The 22,396-nt window shown below is 70.2% G+C and carries 19 protein-coding genes; 9 read left to right on the top strand and 10 right to left on the bottom strand.

The features are described from left to right. Window positions 1-2: 2 nt before the first annotated feature. Together Apa02nite_RS01420 and Apa02nite_RS01415 are read right to left on the bottom strand one after the other, a co-directional pair. Window positions 3-1,145, bottom strand: coding sequence for a DegT/DnrJ/EryC1/StrS family aminotransferase (locus tag Apa02nite_RS01420; RefSeq protein WP_203823462.1), 1,143 nt, complete (start codon window positions 1,143-1,145; stop codon window positions 3-5). Then, entirely contained in the window at window positions 1,138-1,908 is a 771-nt protein-coding gene (locus Apa02nite_RS01415; protein ID WP_203823461.1) for a polysaccharide deacetylase family protein, read from the bottom strand. The genes Apa02nite_RS01420 and Apa02nite_RS01415 overlap by 8 nt, the downstream gene beginning before the upstream one ends. Before the next feature lie 165 nt (window positions 1,909-2,073). On the opposite strand from Apa02nite_RS01415, the gene Apa02nite_RS01410 reads away from it, so the two are divergent. The 4 genes from Apa02nite_RS01410 to Apa02nite_RS01395 all read left to right on the top strand — a co-directional run bounded on the left by Apa02nite_RS01410 (window position 2,074) and on the right by Apa02nite_RS01395 (window position 7,657). Continuing rightward, window positions 2,074-3,084 (top strand): lipid II:glycine glycyltransferase FemX, encoded by a 1,011-nt coding sequence (locus Apa02nite_RS01410; protein WP_203823460.1) that lies wholly within the window; start codon window positions 2,074-2,076, stop codon window positions 3,082-3,084. A 750-nt stretch (window positions 3,085-3,834) separates the two neighbouring features. Then, window positions 3,835-6,600, top strand: a complete 2,766-nt coding sequence (locus Apa02nite_RS01405) for a S8 family serine peptidase (protein WP_203823459.1) — start codon at window positions 3,835-3,837, stop codon at window positions 6,598-6,600. Window positions 6,601-6,722: 122 nt separating this feature from the next. Continuing rightward, entirely contained in the window at window positions 6,723-7,256 is a 534-nt protein-coding gene (locus Apa02nite_RS01400) for a hypothetical protein (RefSeq protein ID WP_203823458.1), read from the top strand. Window positions 7,257-7,369: 113 nt separating this feature from the next. Then, window positions 7,370-7,657 (top strand): hypothetical protein, encoded by a 288-nt coding sequence (locus Apa02nite_RS01395; protein ID WP_203823457.1) that lies wholly within the window; start codon window positions 7,370-7,372, stop codon window positions 7,655-7,657. A 185-nt stretch (window positions 7,658-7,842) separates the two neighbouring features. Here Apa02nite_RS01395 and Apa02nite_RS01390 read toward each other — a convergent pair whose 3' ends face one another. After that, on the bottom strand, window positions 7,843-8,562 hold the full coding sequence (locus tag Apa02nite_RS01390) for an NADPH-dependent F420 reductase (RefSeq protein ID WP_275412415.1): 720 nt from the start codon (window positions 8,560-8,562) through the stop codon (window positions 7,843-7,845). A 44-nt stretch (window positions 8,563-8,606) separates the two neighbouring features. On the opposite strand from Apa02nite_RS01390, the gene Apa02nite_RS01385 reads away from it, so the two are divergent. Continuing rightward, on the top strand, window positions 8,607-9,395 hold the full coding sequence (locus tag Apa02nite_RS01385; protein WP_203823455.1) for a hypothetical protein: 789 nt from the start codon (window positions 8,607-8,609) through the stop codon (window positions 9,393-9,395). Between the two features lie 55 nt (window positions 9,396-9,450). Here the strand turns inward: Apa02nite_RS01385 and Apa02nite_RS01380 are convergent, their stop codons facing one another. Further along, a complete protein-coding gene (locus Apa02nite_RS01380; protein WP_203823454.1) occupies window positions 9,451-10,170 on the bottom strand; it encodes a nucleotidyltransferase family protein in 720 nt (239 codons plus the stop codon). Between the two features lie 52 nt (window positions 10,171-10,222). Here Apa02nite_RS01380 and Apa02nite_RS01375 point away from each other — a divergent pair, with 52 nt between their 5' ends. Further along, complete coding sequence (locus tag Apa02nite_RS01375; RefSeq protein ID WP_067690129.1) at window positions 10,223-10,441, top strand: zinc ribbon domain-containing protein; 219 nt, start codon at window positions 10,223-10,225, stop codon at window positions 10,439-10,441. On the opposite strand, the gene glpK (Apa02nite_RS01370) is transcribed toward Apa02nite_RS01375, so the two are convergent. Then, complete coding sequence (glpK, locus tag Apa02nite_RS01370; RefSeq protein ID WP_203823453.1) at window positions 10,438-11,931, bottom strand: glycerol kinase GlpK; 1,494 nt, start codon at window positions 11,929-11,931, stop codon at window positions 10,438-10,440. The genes Apa02nite_RS01375 and glpK (Apa02nite_RS01370) overlap by 4 nt on opposite strands. Before the next feature lie 16 nt (window positions 11,932-11,947). After that, the gene (locus Apa02nite_RS01365; protein ID WP_203823452.1) at window positions 11,948-12,700 is read right to left on the bottom strand and encodes an IclR family transcriptional regulator; all 753 of its coding nucleotides are present in this window, start codon (window positions 12,698-12,700) and stop codon (window positions 11,948-11,950) included. Window positions 12,701-12,831: 131 nt separating this feature from the next. Between Apa02nite_RS01365 and Apa02nite_RS01360 the strand changes: the two genes are divergently transcribed. The 3 genes from Apa02nite_RS01360 to Apa02nite_RS01350 are packed head-to-tail and all read left to right on the top strand — an operon-like array spanning window position 12,832 to window position 16,886. Then, window positions 12,832-13,677 carry an MIP/aquaporin family protein gene (locus Apa02nite_RS01360; protein WP_203823451.1) on the top strand — a complete coding sequence of 282 codons (846 nt, stop codon included), beginning with the start codon at window positions 12,832-12,834 and terminating at the stop codon, window positions 13,675-13,677. After that, complete coding sequence (gene glpK, locus Apa02nite_RS01355) at window positions 13,670-15,187, top strand: glycerol kinase GlpK (RefSeq protein ID WP_203823450.1); 1,518 nt, start codon at window positions 13,670-13,672, stop codon at window positions 15,185-15,187. The genes Apa02nite_RS01360 and glpK (Apa02nite_RS01355) overlap by 8 nt, the downstream gene beginning before the upstream one ends. A gap of 1 nt (window position 15,188) precedes the next feature. Continuing rightward, window positions 15,189-16,886, top strand: coding sequence for a glycerol-3-phosphate dehydrogenase/oxidase (locus Apa02nite_RS01350; protein WP_203823449.1), 1,698 nt, complete (start codon window positions 15,189-15,191; stop codon window positions 16,884-16,886). Window positions 16,887-17,148: 262 nt separating this feature from the next. Here Apa02nite_RS01350 and Apa02nite_RS01345 read toward each other — a convergent pair whose 3' ends face one another. The 4 genes from Apa02nite_RS01345 to Apa02nite_RS01330 all read right to left on the bottom strand — a co-directional run bounded on the left by Apa02nite_RS01345 (window position 17,149) and on the right by Apa02nite_RS01330 (window position 22,185). Further along, on the bottom strand, window positions 17,149-17,739 hold the full coding sequence (locus Apa02nite_RS01345; RefSeq protein WP_203823448.1) for a TetR/AcrR family transcriptional regulator: 591 nt from the start codon (window positions 17,737-17,739) through the stop codon (window positions 17,149-17,151). 49 nt (window positions 17,740-17,788) lie between these two features. After that, window positions 17,789-18,574 carry an SGNH/GDSL hydrolase family protein gene (locus Apa02nite_RS01340; RefSeq protein WP_203823447.1) on the bottom strand — a complete coding sequence of 262 codons (786 nt, stop codon included), beginning with the start codon at window positions 18,572-18,574 and terminating at the stop codon, window positions 17,789-17,791. Window positions 18,575-18,677: 103 nt separating this feature from the next. Next, window positions 18,678-20,897 (bottom strand): carbohydrate-binding module family 20 domain-containing protein, encoded by a 2,220-nt coding sequence (locus Apa02nite_RS01335; protein ID WP_203823446.1) that lies wholly within the window; start codon window positions 20,895-20,897, stop codon window positions 18,678-18,680. 427 nt (window positions 20,898-21,324) lie between these two features. Next, window positions 21,325-22,185 (bottom strand): CDP-alcohol phosphatidyltransferase family protein, encoded by an 861-nt coding sequence (locus Apa02nite_RS01330; RefSeq protein ID WP_203823445.1) that lies wholly within the window; start codon window positions 22,183-22,185, stop codon window positions 21,325-21,327. Window positions 22,186-22,396 lie beyond the last annotated feature (211 nt).

Raw genomic sequence — 22,396 nt, 5'->3', positions numbered from 1 at the left:
CGTCACCCTCTCTGCCCGGCGGCAACCGAGCGAACGGCGGTCACGACACGATCCCGGTCGTGTCCGGTAAGGGCGGATCCGCTGGGGAGGCACAACCCGCGGTGGAACAGGTCGGCGGCGACCGCGCCGCCGCGCACCACACAGTCCCGGTACGCCGGTTGCAGGTGCATCGGCTTCCAGGTCGGCCGCGCCTCGATGTTTTCCTTCTCCAGGGCGGCCAGGATCTGGTCCCGGCTCGCCCCGAGCTTTTCGGCGTCGACGAGAAGACAGGTCAACCACCTGTTCGGTACGCCGTACGAAGCCACCGGGATGAACTCGATCCCCGGCAGGTCACCGAGGGCGGCCCGGTAGAGCTCCGCGGTGACCCGGCGCGCTTCGATCATGGCGGGCAGCCGCTGCATCTGGCCCCGGCCGACCGCGGCGAGCAGGTTGCTGAGCCGGTAGTTGTAGCCGACCGTGCGGTGCTCGTAGTGCGCCACCGGCTCGCGGGCCTGGGTGGCCAGGTGCCGGACCTGCTGGGCGACCGAGCCGTCGTCGGTGACCAGCATCCCGCCGCCCCCGGTGGTGGCGATCTTGTTGCCGTTGAACGAGAGCACCCCGGCCAGCCCGAACGACCCGGCCGCCCGGCCGCGGTAGGTGGCACCCAGGGCCTCGGCGGCGTCCTCGATCAGGGGCACCCCGTACCGGTCGCAGGCCTCCATGATCGGCTGGTAGTCGGCGCACTGGCCGTACATGTCGACGGTGACCACCGCGCGTGGCAGCTGGCCCCGGCCGGCCCGGTCGCGCAGCTCGTCGGCGACCAGCTGCGGGTCGACGTTCCAGCTCTCCGGTGTGCTGTCCAGGAAGACCGGACGGGCGCCGAGGTACATCACCGCGTTGGCGCTGGCCGCGAACGTGAACGAGGGGACCAGCACGGTGTCGCCGCGGCGCACCCCGGCCGCGATCAGGGCCAGGTGCAGCGCCGCGGTGCCGCTGCTGAGCGCCACCGCGTGCCGGACGCCGACCAGCTCGGCGCAGGCGGCCTCGAACGCGTTCAGGTCCGGGCCGACCGGCGCCACCCAGTTCGAGTCGAACGCCTCCAGCAGCAGCTTGCGCTCGACGTCGGTGACGTGCGGCGGGGAGAGGTAGATCCGCGGCTCAGTCATGGACCCGGGTCCTGACCGCCATGATCGGCCAGGCCGGGTGCAGCCCCTGCCGGCAGATCCACATCGGGGAGTCGCCGGGATGCATGGCCGGGCGCAGCGTGGAGGCGAAACTGCGGTAGCCGGCCTCCTCGGCGAGCCGCACGTCCCGCTCACCGAAGTCGACCGCCGGATGCCCGTACGGCGCGGCGAAGTCACGCACCTCGGTCCCGAGCTCGTCCTCGATCTCCTTCTTCGAGTCGGCGATCTCGCGGCGGGCCTCGACGTCGTCCTGATCGGCCAGCCGGGTGTGGCTGATCGTGTGCGAGCCGAACGAGAACCCGGCGTCCTGGATCTCGCGGCAGTCCGGCCAGGTCAGGTTGCCGGGCCGGCCGACCAGCCCGGTGGTGAGGAAGAAGGTGGCCGGGACGGCCAGCTCGCGCAGCAGCGGCGCCACCACGTCGCGCCAGGTCGGGTGCCCGTCGTCGAAGGAGAGGCAGAACATCGGCCCGGTCAGCGCGCGGGTGCCGGCCAGCACCTGGAGGGCCTCGCCCCAGCTGACCATCGGGCCCAGCCGGCGCAGGGCGCGCAGGTGCCGGCTCAGGTCACCGGCGTATTCCGCCGGCACGTCGTGGTAGAAGGGAAAGTAGAGGCCCGGTGTGCTGGGCAGGCGGCGCAACAGTCCGGCCGGGGCGAGCACCCGGCCCTGCGTCCGTGGATGGGCGCGCAGCCGGCTCCGGATGCCCAGTTCGTTCAGACGTCGCTTGATCGCCGTCGGCGGCTCCATGTCCTCACGATGGCAAATGGATAGCGGTGCGCGGCAGTAGCAATTGTCACCCCGAACGCGAGGATGATTCACGTCAATTCCCGAATGGTACGAACGGGCCTTGCGGAATGACCGTACGGCGGGGCACCATCCGACTTCGACACCTAATTCGATCGGGGCGTACGGATGCTTCGACTGCAACGGGTGGAGCCGGCTGCCGCCCTCCACGCCGACCGCGCCACCTACCCGGACCGCCTCATCTTCCACACGCCCGAGTGGCTCGCGTTCGTGGCCGAGAGCCGGCACGCCGAGCCGGTGCTGGCCACCGTCAGGGACGGTTCGGCCACCGTCGGGCACTTCACCGGCCTGCTCACCCGGCACTACGGCCTGCGCGTGCTGGGCAGCCCGATGGCCGGCTGGACCACGTCCTACCTGGGCTTCAACCTGCTCCCGGGGGTGTCCCGACGGGAGGCGCTGCGCGCGCTGCCCGGGTTCGCGTTCGGCGAACTCGGCTGTGCCCACCTCGAGGTGCGCGACCGCGGCGCCACCGAGGCCGACGTGGCCGGCCTGGGCCTGCGCTGGGACGCCGCGCCCACCGCGGTGATCGACCTGAGCCCCGACGAGGATGCGCTCTTCGGCGCGATGGCCAGTGCCTGCCGCCGTAATGTCCGCAAGGCCGCCAAGTCCGGAGTGATCATCGAAGAGGCCGACCCGGATCCGGTTTTCGCCGACGAATTCTACGATCAATTACGCGACGTTTTCGCCAAACAGAATCTCGTTCCGACCTATTCCGTGGAGCGCGTCCGGTCATTGATCCGACACCTCGGTCCGGCCGGCCGGATAACCCTGCTGCGCGCCCGCGACGCCGACGGCCGCTGCATCGCCACCGCGGTGCTGCCCTGGTACCACCGCACCATGTACTTCTGGGGCGGCGCCAGCTACCGCGAGCACCAGCACCTGCGCCCCAACGAGGCCCTGATCTGGCACGCGCTGCGCGCCGCGAAAGCCCGCGGCGTCACCGAGTTCGACTTCGTCGGCGGCAACTCCTACAAGGCGAAATACGGCACCACCGAGGTCGCCGTCCCCTGGGCCCGCCAGTCCCGCTGGCCCCTGGTGGCCCACCTCCGCAACGCCGCCCAGCGAGGCTTCGCCCTCAAGCAGCGAGCCACCGCCCGCCTAACCCTCACCCACCCCTAGCCCCCTCACCCACGAAACCCGGCTGGCGCTCAGGGGTGTCTCAACGGCCTAGAGGCACCCCTGAGCACCAGCTCCCGAACCCCGGCTGGCGCTCACGGTCGTCTCAGCGGCCTTGAGGCGGCCGTCAGCGCCAGCCGATGCCGGGTCGCGGTGCTCGGCTGGTGCTGAGGGGTGTCTCGGTGGCCTTGAGGCACCCCTCAGCGCCAGCCGGCGAGCCTGGGCCGCGCTGCGCGCCGCAACCGGCGGGCCGCCTGGTGCTTGGGGTGACCGTTCCCAGTGCGGGCCGGGGCCGGCGTGATGATCCGCGACCGCCGCCTGCGCCGCCTGGCGACCAACCCCGACCACTCGCAACCCGCAACCCGGCCGTCTGGCCGCTCGTCCCGCAACCCGGCCGCCTGGCCGCTCGTCCCGCAACCCGGCTGCTCGGCCCTCGGCCGGGCTCGTGCTCGTCTGTTGACGATCACGAGGCTCTTTCGGGGGTCGTGACGAAACGATGAAAGAATGTGAAACATTGGCAACAAGTGACGTTCTTTCCATCACATGAATGGGCGCCGACAATTTGCTCCATCTGTGCTGCGGGTGATAGAGACCCGCATCTGGACTGCGGATTTACCGGGACGTCAGCGGATCGACGGCTATTCGTCACGCGTGTGAAACAATCTGCAAGAGCTGCAAGAACTTGCATGCATAGGGCTGCCTCAATAGCGTTCCCCCGCAATGCCTGTCCGAGCTCTTTCTGGGGGAGACGCGATGACACGACACAGCCACCACCGATGGCGGCACGCTGCCGCCCTCGGCACGGCCATCACCCTGGCCGGCCTGACACTCACCGCACCGCCCGCCGCAGCCGCGCCGACCGCGCCCGCCACTGTGGATCCGGCCGTCCGGGCCGCGGTCGCGGACGGCGGGGACAGCACGTTCTGGGTGCTGCTCCGGGACAGGATCGATCTGAGTGCCGCCCGCACGGCCACCACCAAGGCTGCCCGTGCCACCGCCGTCCTGCGGACCGCCCGCGCCGAGGCTGCCGCGCACCAGGCCGGCCTGCGCACCCTGCTCACGAAGCGTAAAGCGACCTTCGAGACGTTCTGGATCGCCGACACCGTCAAGGTCACCGGGGATGCCGGCCTGCTGCGCGAGATCGCCGCCCGGGCCGAGGTCAAGGAGATCGTGCCGGACACCCCGGTCACCATGCCCGCCCTGGTCGCCGGTGGCGCGCAGGCCGTCGTGCAGGGCAACGAGTGGAACATCGACCGGATCAACGCGCCCCGGGTCTGGTCGGAGAAGAACGACACCGGGCGGGGCATCGTGGTCGCCAACGTGGACACCGGCGTCCAGTACGACCACCCAGCCCTCGCCGCCGCCTACCGCGGACGCCAGGCCGACGGCACCTACCAGCACGACTACAACTGGTACGACCCCGCGCACACCTGCCCGGACGGCAACCCGTGTGACAACGCCGGCCACGGCACGCACACCATGGGCACCATGGTCGGCGCGGACGGCATCGGTGTCGCCCCGGGCGCGACCTGGATCGCCGCGAAGGGCTGCGAGACCATGTCCTGCTCCGCGTCCGCGTTGCTAGCCGCCGGGCAGTGGATCGTGGCGCCGACCGACCGCAACGGCGCCAACCCGCGGCCCGACCTGGCGCCGGACATCGTGAACAACTCGTGGGGCGGCGCGTCCGGCTTCGACCCGTGGTACGCCGACGTGGTCCGCGCCTGGGTGGCGGCCGGCATCTTTCCGGCGTTCTCCAACGGCAACTCCGGGCCGGGCTGTGCCACCGCCAGCACGCCGGGGTCCTACACCGACGTCTATGCGTCCGGGGCGTTCGACGTGAACGGCGCGATCGCCGGGTTCTCCAGCCGCGGCACCGGTCAGGACGGCGCGATCAAGCCGGACCTCGCCGCGCCCGGCGTCGACGTCCGCTCCAGCGTGCCCGGTGGCGGCTACGCCTCGTACAGCGGGACGTCGATGGCCTCGCCGCACACCGCGGCGACCGTCGCGCTGATCTGGGCGGCCGCGCCGGCGCTGCGCCGGGATGTGGCCGCCACCCGGGAGATCCTGGACGTGACCGCCATTGATGCCGGGGACACGTCGTGCGGCGGCACCGAGACCGACAACAACGTGTTCGGGCAGGGGCGGCTGGACGCCTACGCCGCGGTCAGCCTGGCGACGAGTCCGGCCGGCTCGCTCAGCGGGACGATCACCGGCGCGGGCAGCGCGATCGGGGGCGCGACGGTCACCGTCACCGGCCCGGCGTCGCGGAGCGCGACAAGTGCGGCGGACGGCACCTACCGGTTCGGCCGGCTGCCTGCGGGTGGCTACCACGTGCGGGTCACGGCTTTCGGGTACGACACCTACGAAGCCGACGTGTCCGTTTCCGACAACGGTTCGGCGCGGGTCGACGTGTCGCTGAGCGCGAGCGCGTCCGGCATCGTCAGCGGCGTGGTCAGCGTCGGCGGTGATCCGGCGGCGGGTGCCACGGTCACGCTCGCGGGCACGCCGGTTTCGGTCACCACCGGTGCCGACGGCGTCTACCGGCTGGCCGCGCCGCACGGCGACTACCAGCTCACGGTGGTCCCGCTGGGCGGCTGCGCCGCCGCCACGAGCCGATCCGTCACGGTCCGCGGGAACGTCACGGCCGACGTCGCGTTGAGCCAGGTCAAGGACGCTTTTGGGTACGACTGCACGCCCGCCGAGGAGCCGTACCGGGCCGGCGTCACGCGGCTCGACCTGAGTGGTGACGACGGAGCGGCCGAGGTGGCGCTGCCGTTCGCGATGCCGCTGTACGGGACCGGTCACGACCACGCGTGGGTGAGTACCAACGGAGTGATCGGGTTCGGTCAGGCGACCTACGCGTACGGCAACACCGACCTGCCGGACACGGCCGTGCCGAACGACGCGCTCTACCCGTTCTGGGACGACCTCTACGTGGACGCCGCGGCGGGCGTCTACACCGCCGCGGACGCGGACACCTTCGTGGTGGAGTGGCGCAACGTACGCTTCTTCGGCGACGAGGGCCAGCGGTTGTCGATCAGCGCGATCCTGCACGCGGACGGGCGGGTGACGTGCCGGTACAAGGATCTCGCCGGGGCGCGCGCCGGTGGGAACAGCGCCACGATCGGGGTCGAGAACGGGGACGGGACGATCGGACTGGCTTATTCGTACGGAAAAACGTCTTTGATCGAAGGTTTTGGGGTCACCTTCCATCCGGGTGCGGCCGATCGGATCGCGGGAACATTCAATGTCCGGCGGGAAACGGTGTGGGGACAGAATGTCTTTGTGGCCGGCAATCTCGCGATTCTGGGCGGGTGGGATCCGGCGAAAGCGGTGCCGCTCTCGGCGGGCGGCTATCCGATCTGGTCCGGGAACGTCAGCCTGCCGCCGAACACCGCTGTCGAGTTCAAGTACCTGATCAAGAACCCGGACGGGTCGGTGACCTGGGAGTCCGGCGCGAACCGGAGCACCGTGACCCCACCGACCGGTCGATACGTCACGAACGACGAGTTCCGCTGACCGTGCGGTGCCCTGTCACAGGAACTTCACAGCAAGAGTGAGCGCATTTTCCCAGGTCAGCGAGCTGCGGTGGGACGGAAACGGATTTGATCTTACATTTGGCATCGATTAGCGTACGCGCGGTGATGCGTACCCGGATTACTTCCGCTGTCCTGTTCACCGCCGCCATGCTCAGCCTCGCGGCCTGTTCCGACGATGACAAGACCGAGGCCGGCGCCGCCACCCCCACCAGTGCCGCCGCGATCGCCCCGTCGGCGGCGCCGTCCTCCGCGCCGGTGCTCGACCCGGAGAGCAACCCCGACGCGGGCGGCAACCAGGCCGCCGGCGTCGCTGACAAGGAGCTGTGCACCGCCACCAACACGGCCGGTGAGGCGATGAAGAAGGCCATCGTCACCCTGATGTCGGCGAACTCCGGCACCATCGCGCCGGCCGACGCCAAGGCGATCCTGGCCGACTTCAACAAGCAGGTGACGACCGCGCTCGGCAGCGTGGTCACCAGCAAGGTCGCCGTGTCCGCGAAGGCCGTCGCCGACGAGGCCGCCAAGGCAGCGGCGGCCGCCGACCCGATCACCGCCGCCGCCGAGCCGGGCTTCGAGAAGGCCGGCACCGACTTCACCGCCGCGTGCAAGGCGGCCGGCGTCGCGGTCAACTTCTGACGCGCGCCCGTTTTTGATCATCAGGCCCGCGATCGGAGTGCCGGTCGCGGGCCGCTTGCTGTCCGGGTTCGCCCTGGTCCTGCTCCTGCTCGTCGTCGTCATCGGGCGGGACGGTGACCAGCGGTGGCGGCGGCGAGACCGGCCCGGTCGGCCGCAACGGCTGCCCGGTGATCGGCGGCCGGTACGGCGGGTGCCCGGTCACCGGCGCGCTGGCCGACGGCTTCGGCGCCGGTCGCGTGGTGGCCGACCGGCGGGGCGCGACCGTCGTGGCGGTCGCCGGCGCGGACCGGCTCGGGTCCGGGCCCGGGCGGACCGGAACGGCCGTGGACGGCGGCGCCGACGTCACCACCACCCCGGCCGCCGGTGGCGTGGGTGATCCGTGGCTGTCGGTCATCGCATAGGCCGTGCCGATTCCGGCGAGCGGAAGAACGGCGACGGCGGTGACGATGAAACGCTTTCGCATTTCTGTCCTTCGGCGGAAGAGCGGCGATCCGGCGGACAGTTTCGCACGCTCTTCCGGCTCCAGGAATTCCCCGAATAGGGTCGACTTCCCCGATCTCCGGTGATTATCGGCGCCCGCGGTGGGTCAGCGCTTCGCCTCGGCCACCCGCTCGCGGACGACCTCCGTGCCCGCCCCGGTGCCGGCCTGGCCGTACGGGCCGTACGGGGTCACGTAGACCGGGGTGTCCCGCTGGGTGCGCCAGTTCTCGGCGAGCGGGCCGACGTCGACGGTGTCGTACCCGATCCTGTCGAGGAACTCGGTGACCAGCAGCTTCGCCGCGGCGTCGTCACCGGCGACCGGCAGTGCGGAGCGGTCCGCGCTGCCCGCCGGGCGGGACAGCCCGGCCAGGTGCTCGAACCAGATGTTGTTGAACGCCTTGACCACCCGGGACCCGGCGAAGTGCCGCTGGACCAGCTCGCCGGTCGTGGTCGAGCCGTCCTCCAGCGCGTCGATCCGGCCGTCGCGCTCCGGGTAGTAGTTGTTCGTGTCGATCAGCACCTTGCCCGCGAGGGGCTCGGCCGGGATGTCCTGTGCGGCCTTCAGCGGCACGGTGACCACCACGAGGTCGGCGGCCGCGGCCGCCTCGGCGGAGGTGCCGGCGCTGGCCTTCGGCCCGAGCTCGGCGACCAGGCCGGCCAGGGTCTCCGGCCCGCGCGAGTTGCTCAGCACCACGTCATACCCGGCGGCCACGGCCAGCCGCGCCACGGTGCTGCCGATGTTGCCACTGCCGATGAGTCCGATCGTCGTCATATCAGCGCGAACCCACCCCACCGCCCGCCGATTCCACCCGGTGACCGGCGGCACACGACTTTTGACAATGTGGACCTTGGCTGGGAGGGTGCCGCGCTGTGACTCGTGCAAGATGGCAGCCGACCGCTCGTGCCGCGTGGATCGCCGTCAACACGGCGGCCGTGGCGATCATGCTGGGCTCGTGGCTGGGCTGGCAGACCGCCGGTGACCTGCCGACCGACAGCGAGGTACGGGCGATCGCCGAGGTGGTGCTGCCCAGCCGGCCGCTCGGGGTGGTGGAGCGGACCGAGCATCTCTCCGGCCCGCTGTACGGGTTCGAGGAGGACTACTCCCTGATCGGCGGCTCGGAGGAGTGGAACGCCGGATACGTCTCGGCCGAGCTTCCGCTGACCACCATCGACCCGGTCGTGGACCGGCTCACGGCGGCCGGCTGGGAGGTCGGCGAGGCCGGTGGCGGCCAGGTGACGGCGGCGCGCGGGGACTGGGTGATGCGGGTGACCGCCGCCGGCCACGGTGAGCAGGTCGGGGTGTGGGTGGAGCGCGGCCAGCCGGTGCTCGCGATGATCCTGGCGGTGCTGTTCGGCGCGGGCGGGGCGGTGCTGGGCTGGTGGCTGTCGTTCCGGGTGCGGATCGGGCTCGGGATCCGGGGTGCGGCGGGGTTCGGGATGCTGACGCTGAACAGCCTGTTCGTGCTGTGGGCGCTGGGATACGACGTCGGCGCGCTGGTCCTGCCGGTGTTGCCGGTGCTGCCCTGGGAGGCGTTCGCCGCCGTGGCGATCCGTCCGATGACCCTTTTCGGTCTGCTGGCGGTGGCGTCCTGGCTGGGCAAGGCCGCCTGGGCGAGCTACGGCGCGACGCCGCAGCCGGCGGTTCCCGGCCAGGTGTGACCGGATCAGGCGCGCTTTCCCGCGTACCTAATCGGGGGTGACCGGAACCCCGGGATCAGCCCGCGCCGGGCCGCGGACCGTGAGCGGTGCGGGCGGTGCGCACGGTGCGGGTCGTGTCGCGCCAGGCGAGCCAGGCGGTGCGCAGGCGTGGTGACGGTGCCGGTGTGCCCTGGCGGCGGGACCGGAGCTGGGCGATCAGCCAGGGCGGGGCGGCGGCCCGGTCGACGGCGCGGGACTTGGTGAGCAGGGTGCCGTGTGCGAGCGCGTGCCGGCCGCGGGCCATCGACGTCAGTGCCAGGTCGGCGAGGACCGGGTCGAGGAAGAGCCGGGGGCGGCGGGCGGCCCAGGCCCAGTAGCCGGTGAGTTCGGCGCGGGCGGCCGCTCGGATGTCGTTTTCGGTCATCGGGGGCAGCAGGTCGGCCGGCTCCCGGCCGAACACCGGGTAGCCGTGCCGGACCAGCTCGGCGCGGGTGACGCCGGAGAGGATGCGCCGCACCAGCAGGCCGTGCGTCCAGGTCGGGTGCTCGGCGCCGAGGTCGGGCAGCTGGTCGGCGGTGACGTAGACGCAGCCGAGGTTCAGGCTCGGGTCGACGCCGGCGTGCGCCTCGCGGATCCGGGCCGGGTCCGGCGTCGCGTCGACGATCGCGACCAGGTCGAGGTCGCTGACGCCGCGGATCCAGTCGCCGGTCGCCAGAGACCCGGCGACCAGCAGATCGGTGACCCAGCCGGCGGCGGACAGCCGCGTCCCGAACTCCTCGACCTCCGGCAGGCGCATGCCGGTCAGGGTAGTGCCGGTACGCCTGGCGCGGGGGTGTCACGCTGGGGGCATGTTCTTCCTGCTGTTCGGTCTGCGCACCCGTGATGAGCTGGTCGACAACCGGGTCATGACCTGCGAGATGTGCGGGTGGAACGCGCCGCAGGCCCGGCTGCTGCGCACCACGAAATTCACCCTGTTCTTCGTGCCGCTCTTTCCGGTCAAGCCCCGCAAGCAGCTGCTGCGTTGCGGCCACTGCCTGGGACTCCGGGCCGCCGCACCGGCTTTTTAACCTGGCTGGATCCAGTCGAAGGTGCGCTCCACGGCCCGCCGCCAGTTGGCATATTCCGTGTCGCGCAGGGACGGGTCCATCGCCGGCAGCCACTGCCCGGCGATGTGCCAGTTCTGGCGCAGGCCGTCCAGGTCCGGCCAGTATCCGACGGCGAGCCCGGCCGCGTAGGCCGCGCCCAGCGACACCGTCTCCACCGCCAGGGGCCGGACCACCGGCACGTCCAGCACGTCGGCGATCATCTGCATGAGCAGGTTGTCCGAGGTCATCCCGCCGTCCACCTTGAGGTTCTTGAGCGTCAGGCCGGAGGTGGCGTTCATCGCGTCGACCACCTCGCGGGTCTGCCAGGCGGACGCCTCCAGGACCGCGCGGGCCAGGTGCCCCTTGGTGATGTACGACGTCAACCCGACGATCACGCCCCGGGCCTCGGAACGCCAGTGCGGTGCGTACAGCCCGGAGAACGCCGGCACGATGTAACAGCCGCCGTTGTCGGTAACGGTCCGGGCCAGGGTCTCGATCTCCGGGGCGCTGGAGATCAGCCCGAGCTGGTCACGGAACCACTGGACCAGCGAGCCGGTGATCGCGATCGACCCCTCCAGGGCGTAGCAGGCGGGTGAGCCGGCCACCTGGTAGGCGACCGTGCTGAGCAGGCCGTGTGCCGGCTGGACCAGCTCGGTGCCGGTGTTGAGCAGCAGGAAACTGCCGGTGCCGTACGTGCATTTCGCCTCACCCGGGGTGAAGCAGGTCTGACCGAACAGTGCCGCCTGTTGATCACCCAGGGCGGCTCCGATCCGTACCCCCGGGAATGCCTCACACGCGGTGCCGAACGCGCCGATCGACGCCCGGACCTCCGGCAACATCGCGCGGGGTATCCCGAAGAAGTCGAGCGCGTCGGGCGACCAGTCCAGGGTGCGCACGTCGAGCAGCATGGTCCGGCTCGCGTTCGTCACGTCGGTGACGTGCGCGCCGCGGGTCAGGTTCCAGATCAGCCAGGTCTCCATGGTGCCGCAGAGCACCTCGCCGCGTTCCGCGCGCGCCTGCAGCCCCGGCGTGTGGTCGAGCATCCAGCGCAGCCGCGGGCCGGAGAAGTACGTCGCGAGCGGCAGCCCGGACCGGTCCTCGAGCTCCTTGGCGCCCGGCCGCTCGGCGAGCTCGTGGACCAGCGCGTCGGTCCGGGTGTCCTGCCAGATGATCGCCCGGCCGATCGGGACGCCGGTCCTCCGGTCCCAGATCACCGTGGTCTCCCGCTGGTTGGCGATGCCGAGCGCGGCCACCTGCTCGATGCCGGCACCGGCCCGGCGCAGTGCCAGCGGCGCGAGGCGTTCCACGTTGCGCCAGATCTCCATGGCGTCGTGCTCCACCCAGCCGGGCTTCGGGAAGTGCTGTTTGTGCTCCTGCTGGGCCAGGGAGACCAACTGCCCGCGCCGGTCGAACACGATGCATCGCGTCGAGGTGGTGCCCTGGTCGATCGCGACCACGTAGCGCTCGGACATGGTGGATCCCCCCTTGTTATCGCCGGGCCGCTCCCATTTCGCGGGAGATCGCCCGGGCCGCGTCCCGCACGCTGGTGACCAGGTGCGGGCGTGGTGCGTAGCGGCTGTCGCAGATCCGTTCCACCGGACCGGAGACGCCGATCGCGCCGATCACGAGTCCGCCGTAGCCGCGGATCGGCGCGGCGACGGCGGCCTGGCCGAGGGTGAGTTCCTCGACGTCAGCGGCCCAGCCGTTCTCCCGGATGGACTCCAGCGCCTTGGTGAGGGCGTTCCGGTGAAGAGTTTTCCTGGTATATGCCGACAAGTCTGTTTTAAGGGCGCCGGCTCGATACGCGAGCAGCACCTTTCCCAACGCCGTCGCGTGCAACGGCAGCAGAGACCCCACATCGAGGGTCTGGAACGTGTCGTCCGGCCGGAACACGTGGTGCACGATCAGCACCTGCCCCTCCAGTACGGTGCCGATCCGGACCGCCTCCCCGCTGCGCACGGCCAGCGGATCCGCCCAGTTGATCGAGCGGGACCGCAGCTCGTTGATGTCCAGATAGCTGGTGCCCAGGTGCAGCAGGGCCGCGCCGAGCTGGTACTGCCCGGAGGTGCGGTCCTGCTCGACGAAGCCGACGCCCTGCAGCGTGCGCAGGATCCCGTGGGTGGTGCCTTTCGCCAGGTCGAGAGATCGAGCGATCTCACTGAGTCCGAGCCGGCCCGGCCCGCCGGCCAGCATCCGCAGGATCGCGGCCGCTCGCTCGATGGACTGCACTGTTCCCGGCATGTTTCGCACTCTATGCGGTCGCGCTACGACGCGCCGTGATTGATGTTCGACAATGCCGACCGCTGTTCGTTGCTACCGGCTGCCGGTCTTCCTAGCGTCCAGGGCATCAATGCAGGAAGCAGGGAGGGAGCATGGCCGCACGATTCAAAGTTCCTGGACTGGTCGGTGAACTCGCGGCAGAGTTCGCCGGCACGCTGATTCTGATCCTGTTCGGTGTGGGCGTGGTGGCGCAGGTCGTCGCCGGTGGCATCGGCGATCACGACAGCATCGCCTGGGCTTGGGGCCTGGGTGTCACCCTCGGCGTCTACGTGGCGGCGCGGATCAGCGGCGCCCACCTCAACCCGGCGGTGACCATCGCGCTCGCCGTCTTCAAGGGCTTCTCCTGGCGGAAGGTCCTGCCCTACTCGCTCGCCCAGTTCCTCGGCGCGTTCGTCGCCGCGCTGCTGGTGCGCTGGAACTACACCGAGGTCCTGCACGCCGCGGACCCCGGCCTGACCATCAAGACCCAGGGCGTCTTCTCGACGCTGCCGGGCAACGGCACCCTGCCGGTCGGTGAGTGGGGCGCGTTCCGCGACCAGATCATCGGTACGGCGATCCTGCTCTTCGTGATCCTGGCCCTGACCGACATGGCCAACACCGCGCCGGCCGCCAACCTGGGCCCGGTCGTGATCGGCCTGCTGGTCGTCGCGATCGGCATGGCGTGGGGCACCAACGCGGGATACGCGATCAACCCGGCCCGTGACTTCGGGCCCCGGCTGGCGAGTTTCCTCACCGGCTACGGGGGCGCGTTCCGCGATCAGACAGGATATCTCTACTTCTGGATACCGATCGTGGCGCCGATCATCGGTGGTGTTCTCGGCGCCGGTCTGTACCAGACTCTGATCGGACGACACCTGCCGTCGGCCGAGCCCCAGGAGGTCGGCGAGATCCCGACGGCGCGCGAAAGCGCGGAGAATGTGGAGGCTAACCGTGGCTGACTTCGTCGGAGCCGTGGACCAGGGCACGACCAGCACCCGTTTCATGATCTTCGACCATGGTGGCAACGAGGTGGCCCGCCACCAGCTCGAACACGAGCAGATCCTGCCACGGGCCGGCTGGGTCGAGCACAACCCGATCGAGATCTGGGAGCGCACCGGGGCGGTGGTGCGCAGCGCGATGCAGAAGGCGAATCTCAGCGCGAGCGACCTGGCCGCGGTCGGCATCACGAATCAGCGGGAGACCACTGTCGTGTGGGACCGGCGCACGGGCCGGCCCTATTACAACGCGATCGTCTGGCAGGACACCCGCACCGACCGGATCGCCTCGGCGCTGGACCGGGACGGCCGCGGCGACGTGATCCGGCGCAAGGCCGGCCTGCCCCCGGCGACGTACTTCTCCGGCGGCAAGATCCAGTGGATCCTGGAGAACGTCGACGGGGTCCGGGAGGCGGCCGAGCGCGGCGACGCGCTGTTCGGCAACACGGACAGCTGGCTGCTGTGGAACATCACCGGCGGCATCAACGGCGGCAACCACGTCACCGACGTGACGAACGCCAGCCGGACCATGCTGATGAACCTGGAGACCCTCGACTGGGACGACGAACTCCTGTCGTTCTTCAACATCCCGCGGCGGATGCTGCCCGAGATCCGCCCGTCGTCGGACCCGAACACCTACGGCGTCGCGCACGTCGACGGCCCGCTCGGCGGCGACGTCCCGCTCACCGGTGACCTCGGCGACCAGCAGGCCGCCACGGTCGGCCAGGTCTGCTTCAGCCCCGGCGAGGCCAAGAACACCTACGGCACCGGCAACTTCATGCTGCTGAACACCGGCACCAACCTGGTCCGCTCGGAGAACGGGCTGCTCACCACGGTCTGCTACAAGTTCGGCGACGCCGCACCGGTCTACGCCCTGGAGGGCTCGATCGCGGTCACCGGCTCGGCCGTGCAGTGGCTGCGGGATCAGCTGCACATCATCAGCTCGGCCGATCAGAGCGAGTCGCTGGCCGCGCAGGTGCCGGACAGCGGTGGCGTGTACTTCGTGCCGGCGTTCTCCGGGCTGTTCGCGCCGTACTGGCGTTCCGACGCGCGGGGCGCGATCGTCGGGCTGTCCCGGTTCAACACCGACGCGCACATCGCCCGGGCCACCCTCGAGTCGATCTGCTACCAGACCCGGGACGTGGTCGACGCGATGGCACAGGACTCCGGGGTCACCCTGGACGTGCTGAAGGTCGACGGCGGGATCACCGTCAACAACCTCTGCATGCAGATCCAGGCCGACGTGCTGGGTGTGCCGGTCAGCCGGCCGGTGGTCGCGGAGACCACGGCGCTCGGCGCGGCGTACGCGGCCGGGCTCGCGGTCGGCTTCTGGAAGAACACCGACGAGCTGCGGGAGAACTGGAACGAGTCGCAGCGCTGGCAGCCGAGCTGGTCGTCCGACCAGCGCGAACAGGGTTACGGCCGCTGGAAGAAGGCGGTGCAGCGGACCCTCGACTGGGTGGACGTGGACTGACATGACAGCACTCTCTCCGTCCCAGCGGGACGCCGCCCTGGCCGCGCTCGAGGCGACCGAGGTCGACGTGCTGGTGATCGGTGGGGGAGTGGTCGGTGCGGGTTGCGCGCTCGACGCGGTCACACGGGGACTCTCCGTGGGGCTCGTCGAGGCGCGCGACTTCGCCTCGGGCACCTCCAGCCGGTCCAGCAAGCTGATCCACGGCGGTCTGCGCTACCTGGAGATGCTCGATTTCGGACTGGTCCGGGAGGCGCTGCGGGAACGGGGGCTGATCCTCTCCCGGCTGGCACCGCACCTGGCCCGGCCGGTGCGGTTCCTCTACCCGCTCAAGCACCGCGGGTGGGAGCGGCTCTACGCCGGTGCGGGCGTCACGCTCTACGACACCATGGCGATGTCCGGTGCCCTGCCGCACCACCGGCACCTGACCCGCCGGGGTGCGCTCCGGGCCTGCCCGGCGCTGCGCAAGGAGTCGCTGGTCGGCGCGCTGCAGTACTACGACGCGCAGCTCGACGACGCCCGGCACACGATGTTCCTGGCCCGGACCGCGGCCGCGTACGGCGCGCACGTCGCGAACCGGGTCGAGGTGGTGGGCTTCCTGCGGGAGGGCGAACGGGTCACCGGGGTCCGGGTCCGCGACCTGGAACACGACCGGACCTTCGAGATCCGCGCCCAGCAGGTGATCAACGCGTCCGGGGTGTGGACCGACGAGACCCAGTCGCTGGTCGGCGAGCGCGGGCAGTTCCACGTCCGCGCGTCCAAGGGCATCCACCTGGTGGTGCCGCGTGATCGGATCCAGTCGTCGACCGGGCTGATCCTACGGACCGCGACGAGCGTGCTGTTCGTGATCCCGTGGGGCCGGCACTGGATCGTCGGCACCACCGACACCGACTGGAACCTGGACAAGGCGCACCCGGCCGCGTCCGCCAAGGACATCGACTACCTGCTCACCGAGGTCAACAAGGTGCTGTCGACGCCGCTGGAACGCGCCGACGTGCAGGGTGTCTACGCCGGACTGCGCCCGCTGCTCTCCGGCGAGTCGGAGTCGACGTCGAAGCTGTCCCGCGAGCACATGGTCGGCAGCCCGGTGCCCGGCCTGGTGGTGGTGGCCGGCGGAAAGTACACGACATATCGGGTGATGGCCCGGGACGCGGTCGACGCGTGCGTGTTCAATCTGAACCGCTCGGTGCCGCGCTGCTGCACCGACAAGGTGCCGCTGATCGGCGCCGAGGGCTTCCCGGCCCTGTGGAACCGGCGCGGCCTGATCGCCGCGGAGTCCGGGCTGCACGTCGCCCGGGTCGAGCATCTCCTCGGCCGCTACGGCTCGCTGACCAGGGAACTCCTCGATCTGATCAAAGAGGATCCGACGCTGTCCCGGCCGCTGTCCGGCGCCGAGGACTATCTGCGGGCCGAGGTCGTCTACGCGGCCGCGGCCGAGGGCGCCCGGCACCTGGTCGACGTGCTCACCCGCCGGACCCGGATCTCGATCGAGACGTTCGACCGGGGCACGTCGTCGGCCGCGGAGGCCGCCGAGCTGATGGGCCGGGTCCTCGGCTGGACCAAGGACCAGATCGACCGCGAGGTGGAGAACTACCGGCTGCGGGTCGAGGCCGAACGCGCGTCCCAGGAACAGCAGGACGACGAGACCGCTGACGCGGCCCGCCTGGGCGCACCGGAGGTGGTTCCGCTGCGGGTCTCATAAACCCCATATTGTACGAATAGCGAGCGCCCGTCCGTAGGCTACGAGCCACGCTCACTGATGGTCTCGCGCCAGACCGCGCCACTGCCGGCCCGGCCGCGCTCCCGGTGGTCGGCTGGCTCTCAGGGGTGTCTCCGCGCCGCGGAGACACCCCTGAGGCACAGCCGGGACCCGGCGCCGCGCCGCGGCCGGAGCGGGCCGCGGCGTCGCGCGAGACCACCAGGGACTCGGCTCGTAGCCTGCGGACGGGCGCTCCACCTTCGTACTATGAATGGTTTTTTCTGATCAGGACCTCGACGATCTCGCGGATCGGTGCGGTCAGGTCTTCCGCGGAGGCGGAGGCGAGCGGCTCGAGGTGGGCGGCGCGCATCAGGGTCAGTCCGATGGCGGTGGAGAGCAGGATCTGCGCCCGCAGGATGTCCGGATCGCCGCCCTGCAACAGTGCGGCCTTGGCGAGTTTCTCGGCGAACAGGTGCAGGAAACGCAGCCGGATCTGGTCGGCACGCTCGTCGCCGGACGACCGCAGGATCAGCAGCAGGCTGTTGCTCGGCCCGGCGCCGGTGCTCTGGCCGATCACCTGGTGAACGATGGTCTCCGGAACCTCACCCGGAGTGACGTCGCCGGCGGCCGCCCGCAGCTCCGCGAAGCCCGCCTTGAGCGCCGCCTCGAACAGGCCTTCCTTGTTGACGAAGTAGCGGCTGATCAGTGCGACGTTGACGCCCGCCTCGTCGGAGATGTGACGGACAGTGGTCTCCGCGTATCCGGCTGTCGCGAAGCGCCGCCGGGCGACGTCGAGCAGGAGCTGCCGGGTGCGTGCCGCGTCCCGGCGCCGCGGAGGGGTCGGGCTGGTGGTCACGACCGCAAGTCTGACGCAGGCGGCTCCGGGGGGATCTTGCGGGGCGGCGTCAGGTGGTCCGCTTCCGGAGGGCCTTCGCGTACGCCTGGTGCCCGGCGGCCGTCGGGTGGAACGACTCGGCCAGGTTGCTTGCGACGCCGTGGATCCACGGGCTGCCGGTGCACACCTCGTGTCCGGAAAAGATCGGGCGCCCGTCGATGAAGACGAATCCCTTCTGTTTCGCGGCGCGCTGCTTGACGACCTGGGCGAGCGCGTCCGAGGCGGCGTTCAGCATGGTGCGGCGGCCGGCGCTGAACGAGCAGTCCGCGGCGGCGCCGGTGGTGACCAGGTAGGGGTAGCCGACCACGTAGACCTTGGCTTTCGGTGCCCTCGTGCGGATCGCGGAGTAGAGCGTGTCCAGGGCCTTCGGCAGGGTGGACGTGATCGTGGTGGTGCTGCGCTGGGTCGCGGCGGCACAGTCGGCGTCGGCCCCGAGGTAGCAGGTCTGCAGGGTGGCGGCGAACCCCGCGTCGTTGCCGCCCGCCGTGACGGTGACCCAGCGGGTGCTCTTGGTCAGGTAACCGAGCTGGCTCTTGCGGACCGAGGCGGTGGTGGCGCCGCTGCACGCCCGGAAGCGGAGCGTGGTCTTGGGGTTGGCCTTCGCCCAGAGCTGGGGATAGGAGCCGGCGGTGCTTTGCACGCAGCTGGTGCCGCGGTAGGAGCCGGCGCCGATGCCGGCCGCGTAGGAGTCGCCGAGCGCGACGTAGCCGCCGGTCTTGGCTGCGGCTGTTGCGGGGGTGGGGCTCAGCGCGGCGGCCAGGGCAGTCGCGGCTGCTGCGGTGATCCAGTGTCGCATCACAGGTTCTCCCTCTAGTGCTGGGCGATTTTTCCTGATAAACGACCTTATTGTGAAGGAGGTCCGTGCCGCGCGGCACGGACCTCCGGGTATTACGTCGCCGCTACTTCCAGGTGTCGCTGATCGTGTACGCCGAGGCGGTGCCGGTCGTGTACGCGCGGTTGCTGCCGGACTCCCAGGTCACCGTGCCCGCGGCGTCCTTCTTGATGTACTTGTAGGTGAAGGCGGTGCTCTGCGGCACGGCCACCGCCCGGCTCCAGGTCGGGTAGGACGCGGACGACAGCGGGATGGCGTCCGCGGTGTTCCAGCTGCCCAGCGCCGCGATCGAACCGACCAGGTAGACGTTGGTGCCGGTGCTGGTGGTCGCCGACTCGTTGAAGGTCACCGTGGTGGCCGAGGCGTTCGCCAGGTTGAAGCTGTTGGTGAGGCTCACCGCCGACGTGCCGGTGGAGACCGCGCGGTTCGCGTTGCTCTCCCAGGTGACGGTCCCCGCGGCGTCCTTCTTCAGGTACTTGTACTCGAAGCTGCCGCTCGCCGGGACCGCGACCGAGCCGGTCCAGACCGGGTAGCCGCTCGCCGACAGGGCGACCGCCTTCGCCGGGTCCCAGGCGCCGAGCGCGGTGGTCGAGCCGACCACGTAGACGTTGGTGCCGGTGGTGGTCGGGGCGTAGACGTTGAAGGTCGCCTGGACCGTGCCGGTGCTGCTGGTCGGGCTCGCCGTCGGGCTGCTGGTCGGGCTGGTCGACGGGGTCGGGCTGACCGTCGGGCTCGTGGTCGGGCTGGCCGTCGGCGACGTGGTGCCCGCGCCGGACTTCGCGTTCACGTCGATCGCGACCGCGCCGTTCGCCGGGATGGTCACCGAGGCCCGGCCGGACGCGACGGTGATCGCCGTGCCGGCGCAGCCGCTGGTCGAAGCCCCGCCGGTGATCCGGTCGCAGTAGGTGCCGTCGGCCAGGCCGGTGGTGTACGTCGCGGTGGACGCGCTGCCGGACCGGTTCACGCCGAACCAGCCGAGCGAGCCCCGGCTGAAGCCGATCACGTTGCTGGCGGTGTTCGTCCAGTTCGCCGCGGTGGTCGCGGACTGGGTGGTGTTGCGCCAGGCGACCATGCCCTTGACCCCGGTGCTCTGGGTCAGGCACTGCCACGCGCCGTTGCCGCAGCTGGTGTCGGTGACGAAGCCACTGGAGTCGGCCGGGGGCGAGGCGCCGGTGGCCGAGGTGGAGAAGGAGTAACCGTCGTAGAGGAACGGCTGACCGTACGGGTAGGCCAGCAGGAAGTAGTTCGCCAGGGTGTACGTGCTGCCGTCCTGGTAGCGCAGGGTGCTGCCGTTGCGCTCCAGGTCGTGGTTGGTGACCATGGCGGCGGTCAGGTCACTCGACGCGTCAAGGCTCCACGACGGGATGCTCGACAGGTTCGACAGCGTGCCGTTGGCGAACTGGGTCTTCAGGCCGTACGCGTAGGAGAAGCCGAGCACGTCGCCGATGCCGGTGTAGGCCGACGCGGCGATGTCACCGCTGCCGCCCGGCATGACCTCCTGGGCGAAGTACGGTGCCTTGCCCTCGACGGTGGTGTGCAGCTGGCCCTTGATCGCGGACAGGTCGCCGGCGGCCATGTGCTTGGCGGCGTCCACCCGGAAACCGTCGACACCCCAGTCGACGAGCTTGTTCAGGTAACCGGCGATCTTCGTACGGACGCCACTGTCCTGCGACTTCAGGTCGGAGAGTGCGACCAGCTCGCAGTTCTGCACCTCGGACGCGTTGTTGTAGTCGTCGATCACACCGTCGCTGTCGGAGCAGTAGCCGTCGTTCGGGTGGTGGAAGTCGCTGTACGAGTACGGCACCGCCGGGTAGGAGTAGCCGGTCGGGCTGAACGTCGAGCCGCCGTACCCGGTGGTCACGGTGTTGTTCGCGCCGGCCATGTGGTTGATCACCGCGTCCACGTAGACCCGGACGCCGGCGTTGTGGCAGGCGGTGACCATGCTGGTGAACTCGGCCTGGGTGCCCAGCCGTCCGGAGATGTTGTACGACACCGGCTGGTACACCTCCCACCACGGGTGGGCACCGTCGCTGGTGGAGGCGAGGGTGACCGACTCCTGGGGCGGGGCGACCTGGACCGCGCCGTACCCGGCCGGGCCCAGCTGGGTGGTGCAGGCGGTCGCGATGGAGTCGAAGTTCCACTCCCAGAGGTTCGCGGTCACGTCACTGTTGTTGAGGCTGACGGCGGCGTTGGCGGTGGACGCCAGGCTCACACCGGTCAGGCCTGCGGCGGCCAGCGCGAGGCTGGTGACCGAGCCCAGAACCAGCGTGCGGGTTCTCTTTCGCATGGTGGGGACGCTTTCTGCTGAGGACAGGTGGGGCGTTTGAAAGTTCTTTCAGGAGCGGCTCGCTCACCCGGCGTGATGTCGGTGTGCGGCGCGCTCCCGGCCCTGACAGCGACGGTGAACTGCCGTTATCGGGACCCGACCCGGGTGGTGAGGGGGGTTTCGCCCCGGGGTGGCGCAACCCTCGGAATCGACGAGCTTGGTGAGCGGGCCGGTTCCGGGGGAGTTCCATGCAAGTCCTTGCAACTTGTTTCAGGAAGTTACCAAGCAGTGTCGGTGACGTAAAGAGCATCGAGCGCTGTTTACCAATCTCATAGACTCCGGTGGGTGTGGACGGTGGACGTTCTGCCTGGTCCCCAGTGGTCTGCCGGTGGCGGATCAACAAAAGAAGGCACCCCGGCTCGCGGGGTGCCTTCTCGACGGGGTGTGGTCAGGCGCTCGTGTGCTCCAGGCTGTCCACGGCGGCCGCGGCGCCGGCGGCTTCCAGTTTCGCCAGGCGGCGGGCGAAGCTCTTGGTGTTGGTCCACAACTTGTAGATCAGCAGCAGTTCGAAGGCGAGCATGCCCAGCGAGATCACGATCGTGGTGACCTTGATCTGGTCGAGCACCGGGCCGACGATGAAGACGAACATCATGAACTCGATGCCACTGATCAGGTGCACCCGGATCCGGTTCTCGACCAGGAACCGGCGGACCGCGGCGAACCGGCCGAACTTCTGCCGGAAGTCACCCTGCAGGTCGTCGCCGTCGGCGCTCTCCGCCGGCTCCTCGAGCTCCGCGCCGGCCGCGGCCAGGCGCTTGCGCATGTCGCCCTTGACCTTGCCCATCTGCAGGGCGTTCAGGTAGCGGAACATGTCCAGGAAGATGACGAGCAGGCCGAGCCACAGCCAGTCGAGGTCGTGCGTGCGGTGGTACTCCCCGCCGAACAGGCCGATCGCGCAGGCCAGCACGCGCAGCCGGTCGAACACGTAGTCGAGCCACGCGCCGAAGACCGACCCGGTCCCGTTCAGCCGGGCGATCTTCCCGTCCATGCAGTCGAGCACGAAGCTCAGGTGGAACAGCGCCGCGCCGGCCAGCAGCCAGGAATACCCCTGGTGCCAGAAGCAGGCCGCCGAGCCCAGCCCGATCAGGAACGCCGCGAAGGTGAGCCGGTTCGGTGTCACCGCCCGCCACGGCGAGACCAGCCAGACCAGCCGGGCGGCCAGCGGATCCACCAGCCAGACGGTCCACCACGCATCCCGGCTCTTGTAGGTGCGCTCGCGGATCTCCGCAAGTGAGTGACGCTGTGCCATCTACCGTTTCTCCACCCGCACGAAAGTGAACGACGGGGGTCGCAGGCCTGATCGTCACTCGAACGACGCGTTTACATGCGGTCCCCCCGAACCTGTGGACGACATCGAACACCATGCGAGCAACTTTCATCCTTGCTCCGATCCCGAGGCTCGCTCACCTCAAGCCGTCCGTCACTCCCCGCATGTGATCTCGCACAGAAGGCACTCGCCC

Origin of the sequence: Actinoplanes palleronii (genome assembly GCF_016862315.1) — a bacterium.
Taxonomy (GTDB): domain Bacteria; phylum Actinomycetota; class Actinomycetes; order Mycobacteriales; family Micromonosporaceae; genus Actinoplanes; species Actinoplanes palleronii.
Note: the sequence above shows the minus strand (reverse complement) of the source record. Positions and strands in the feature narration are given on the sequence as shown.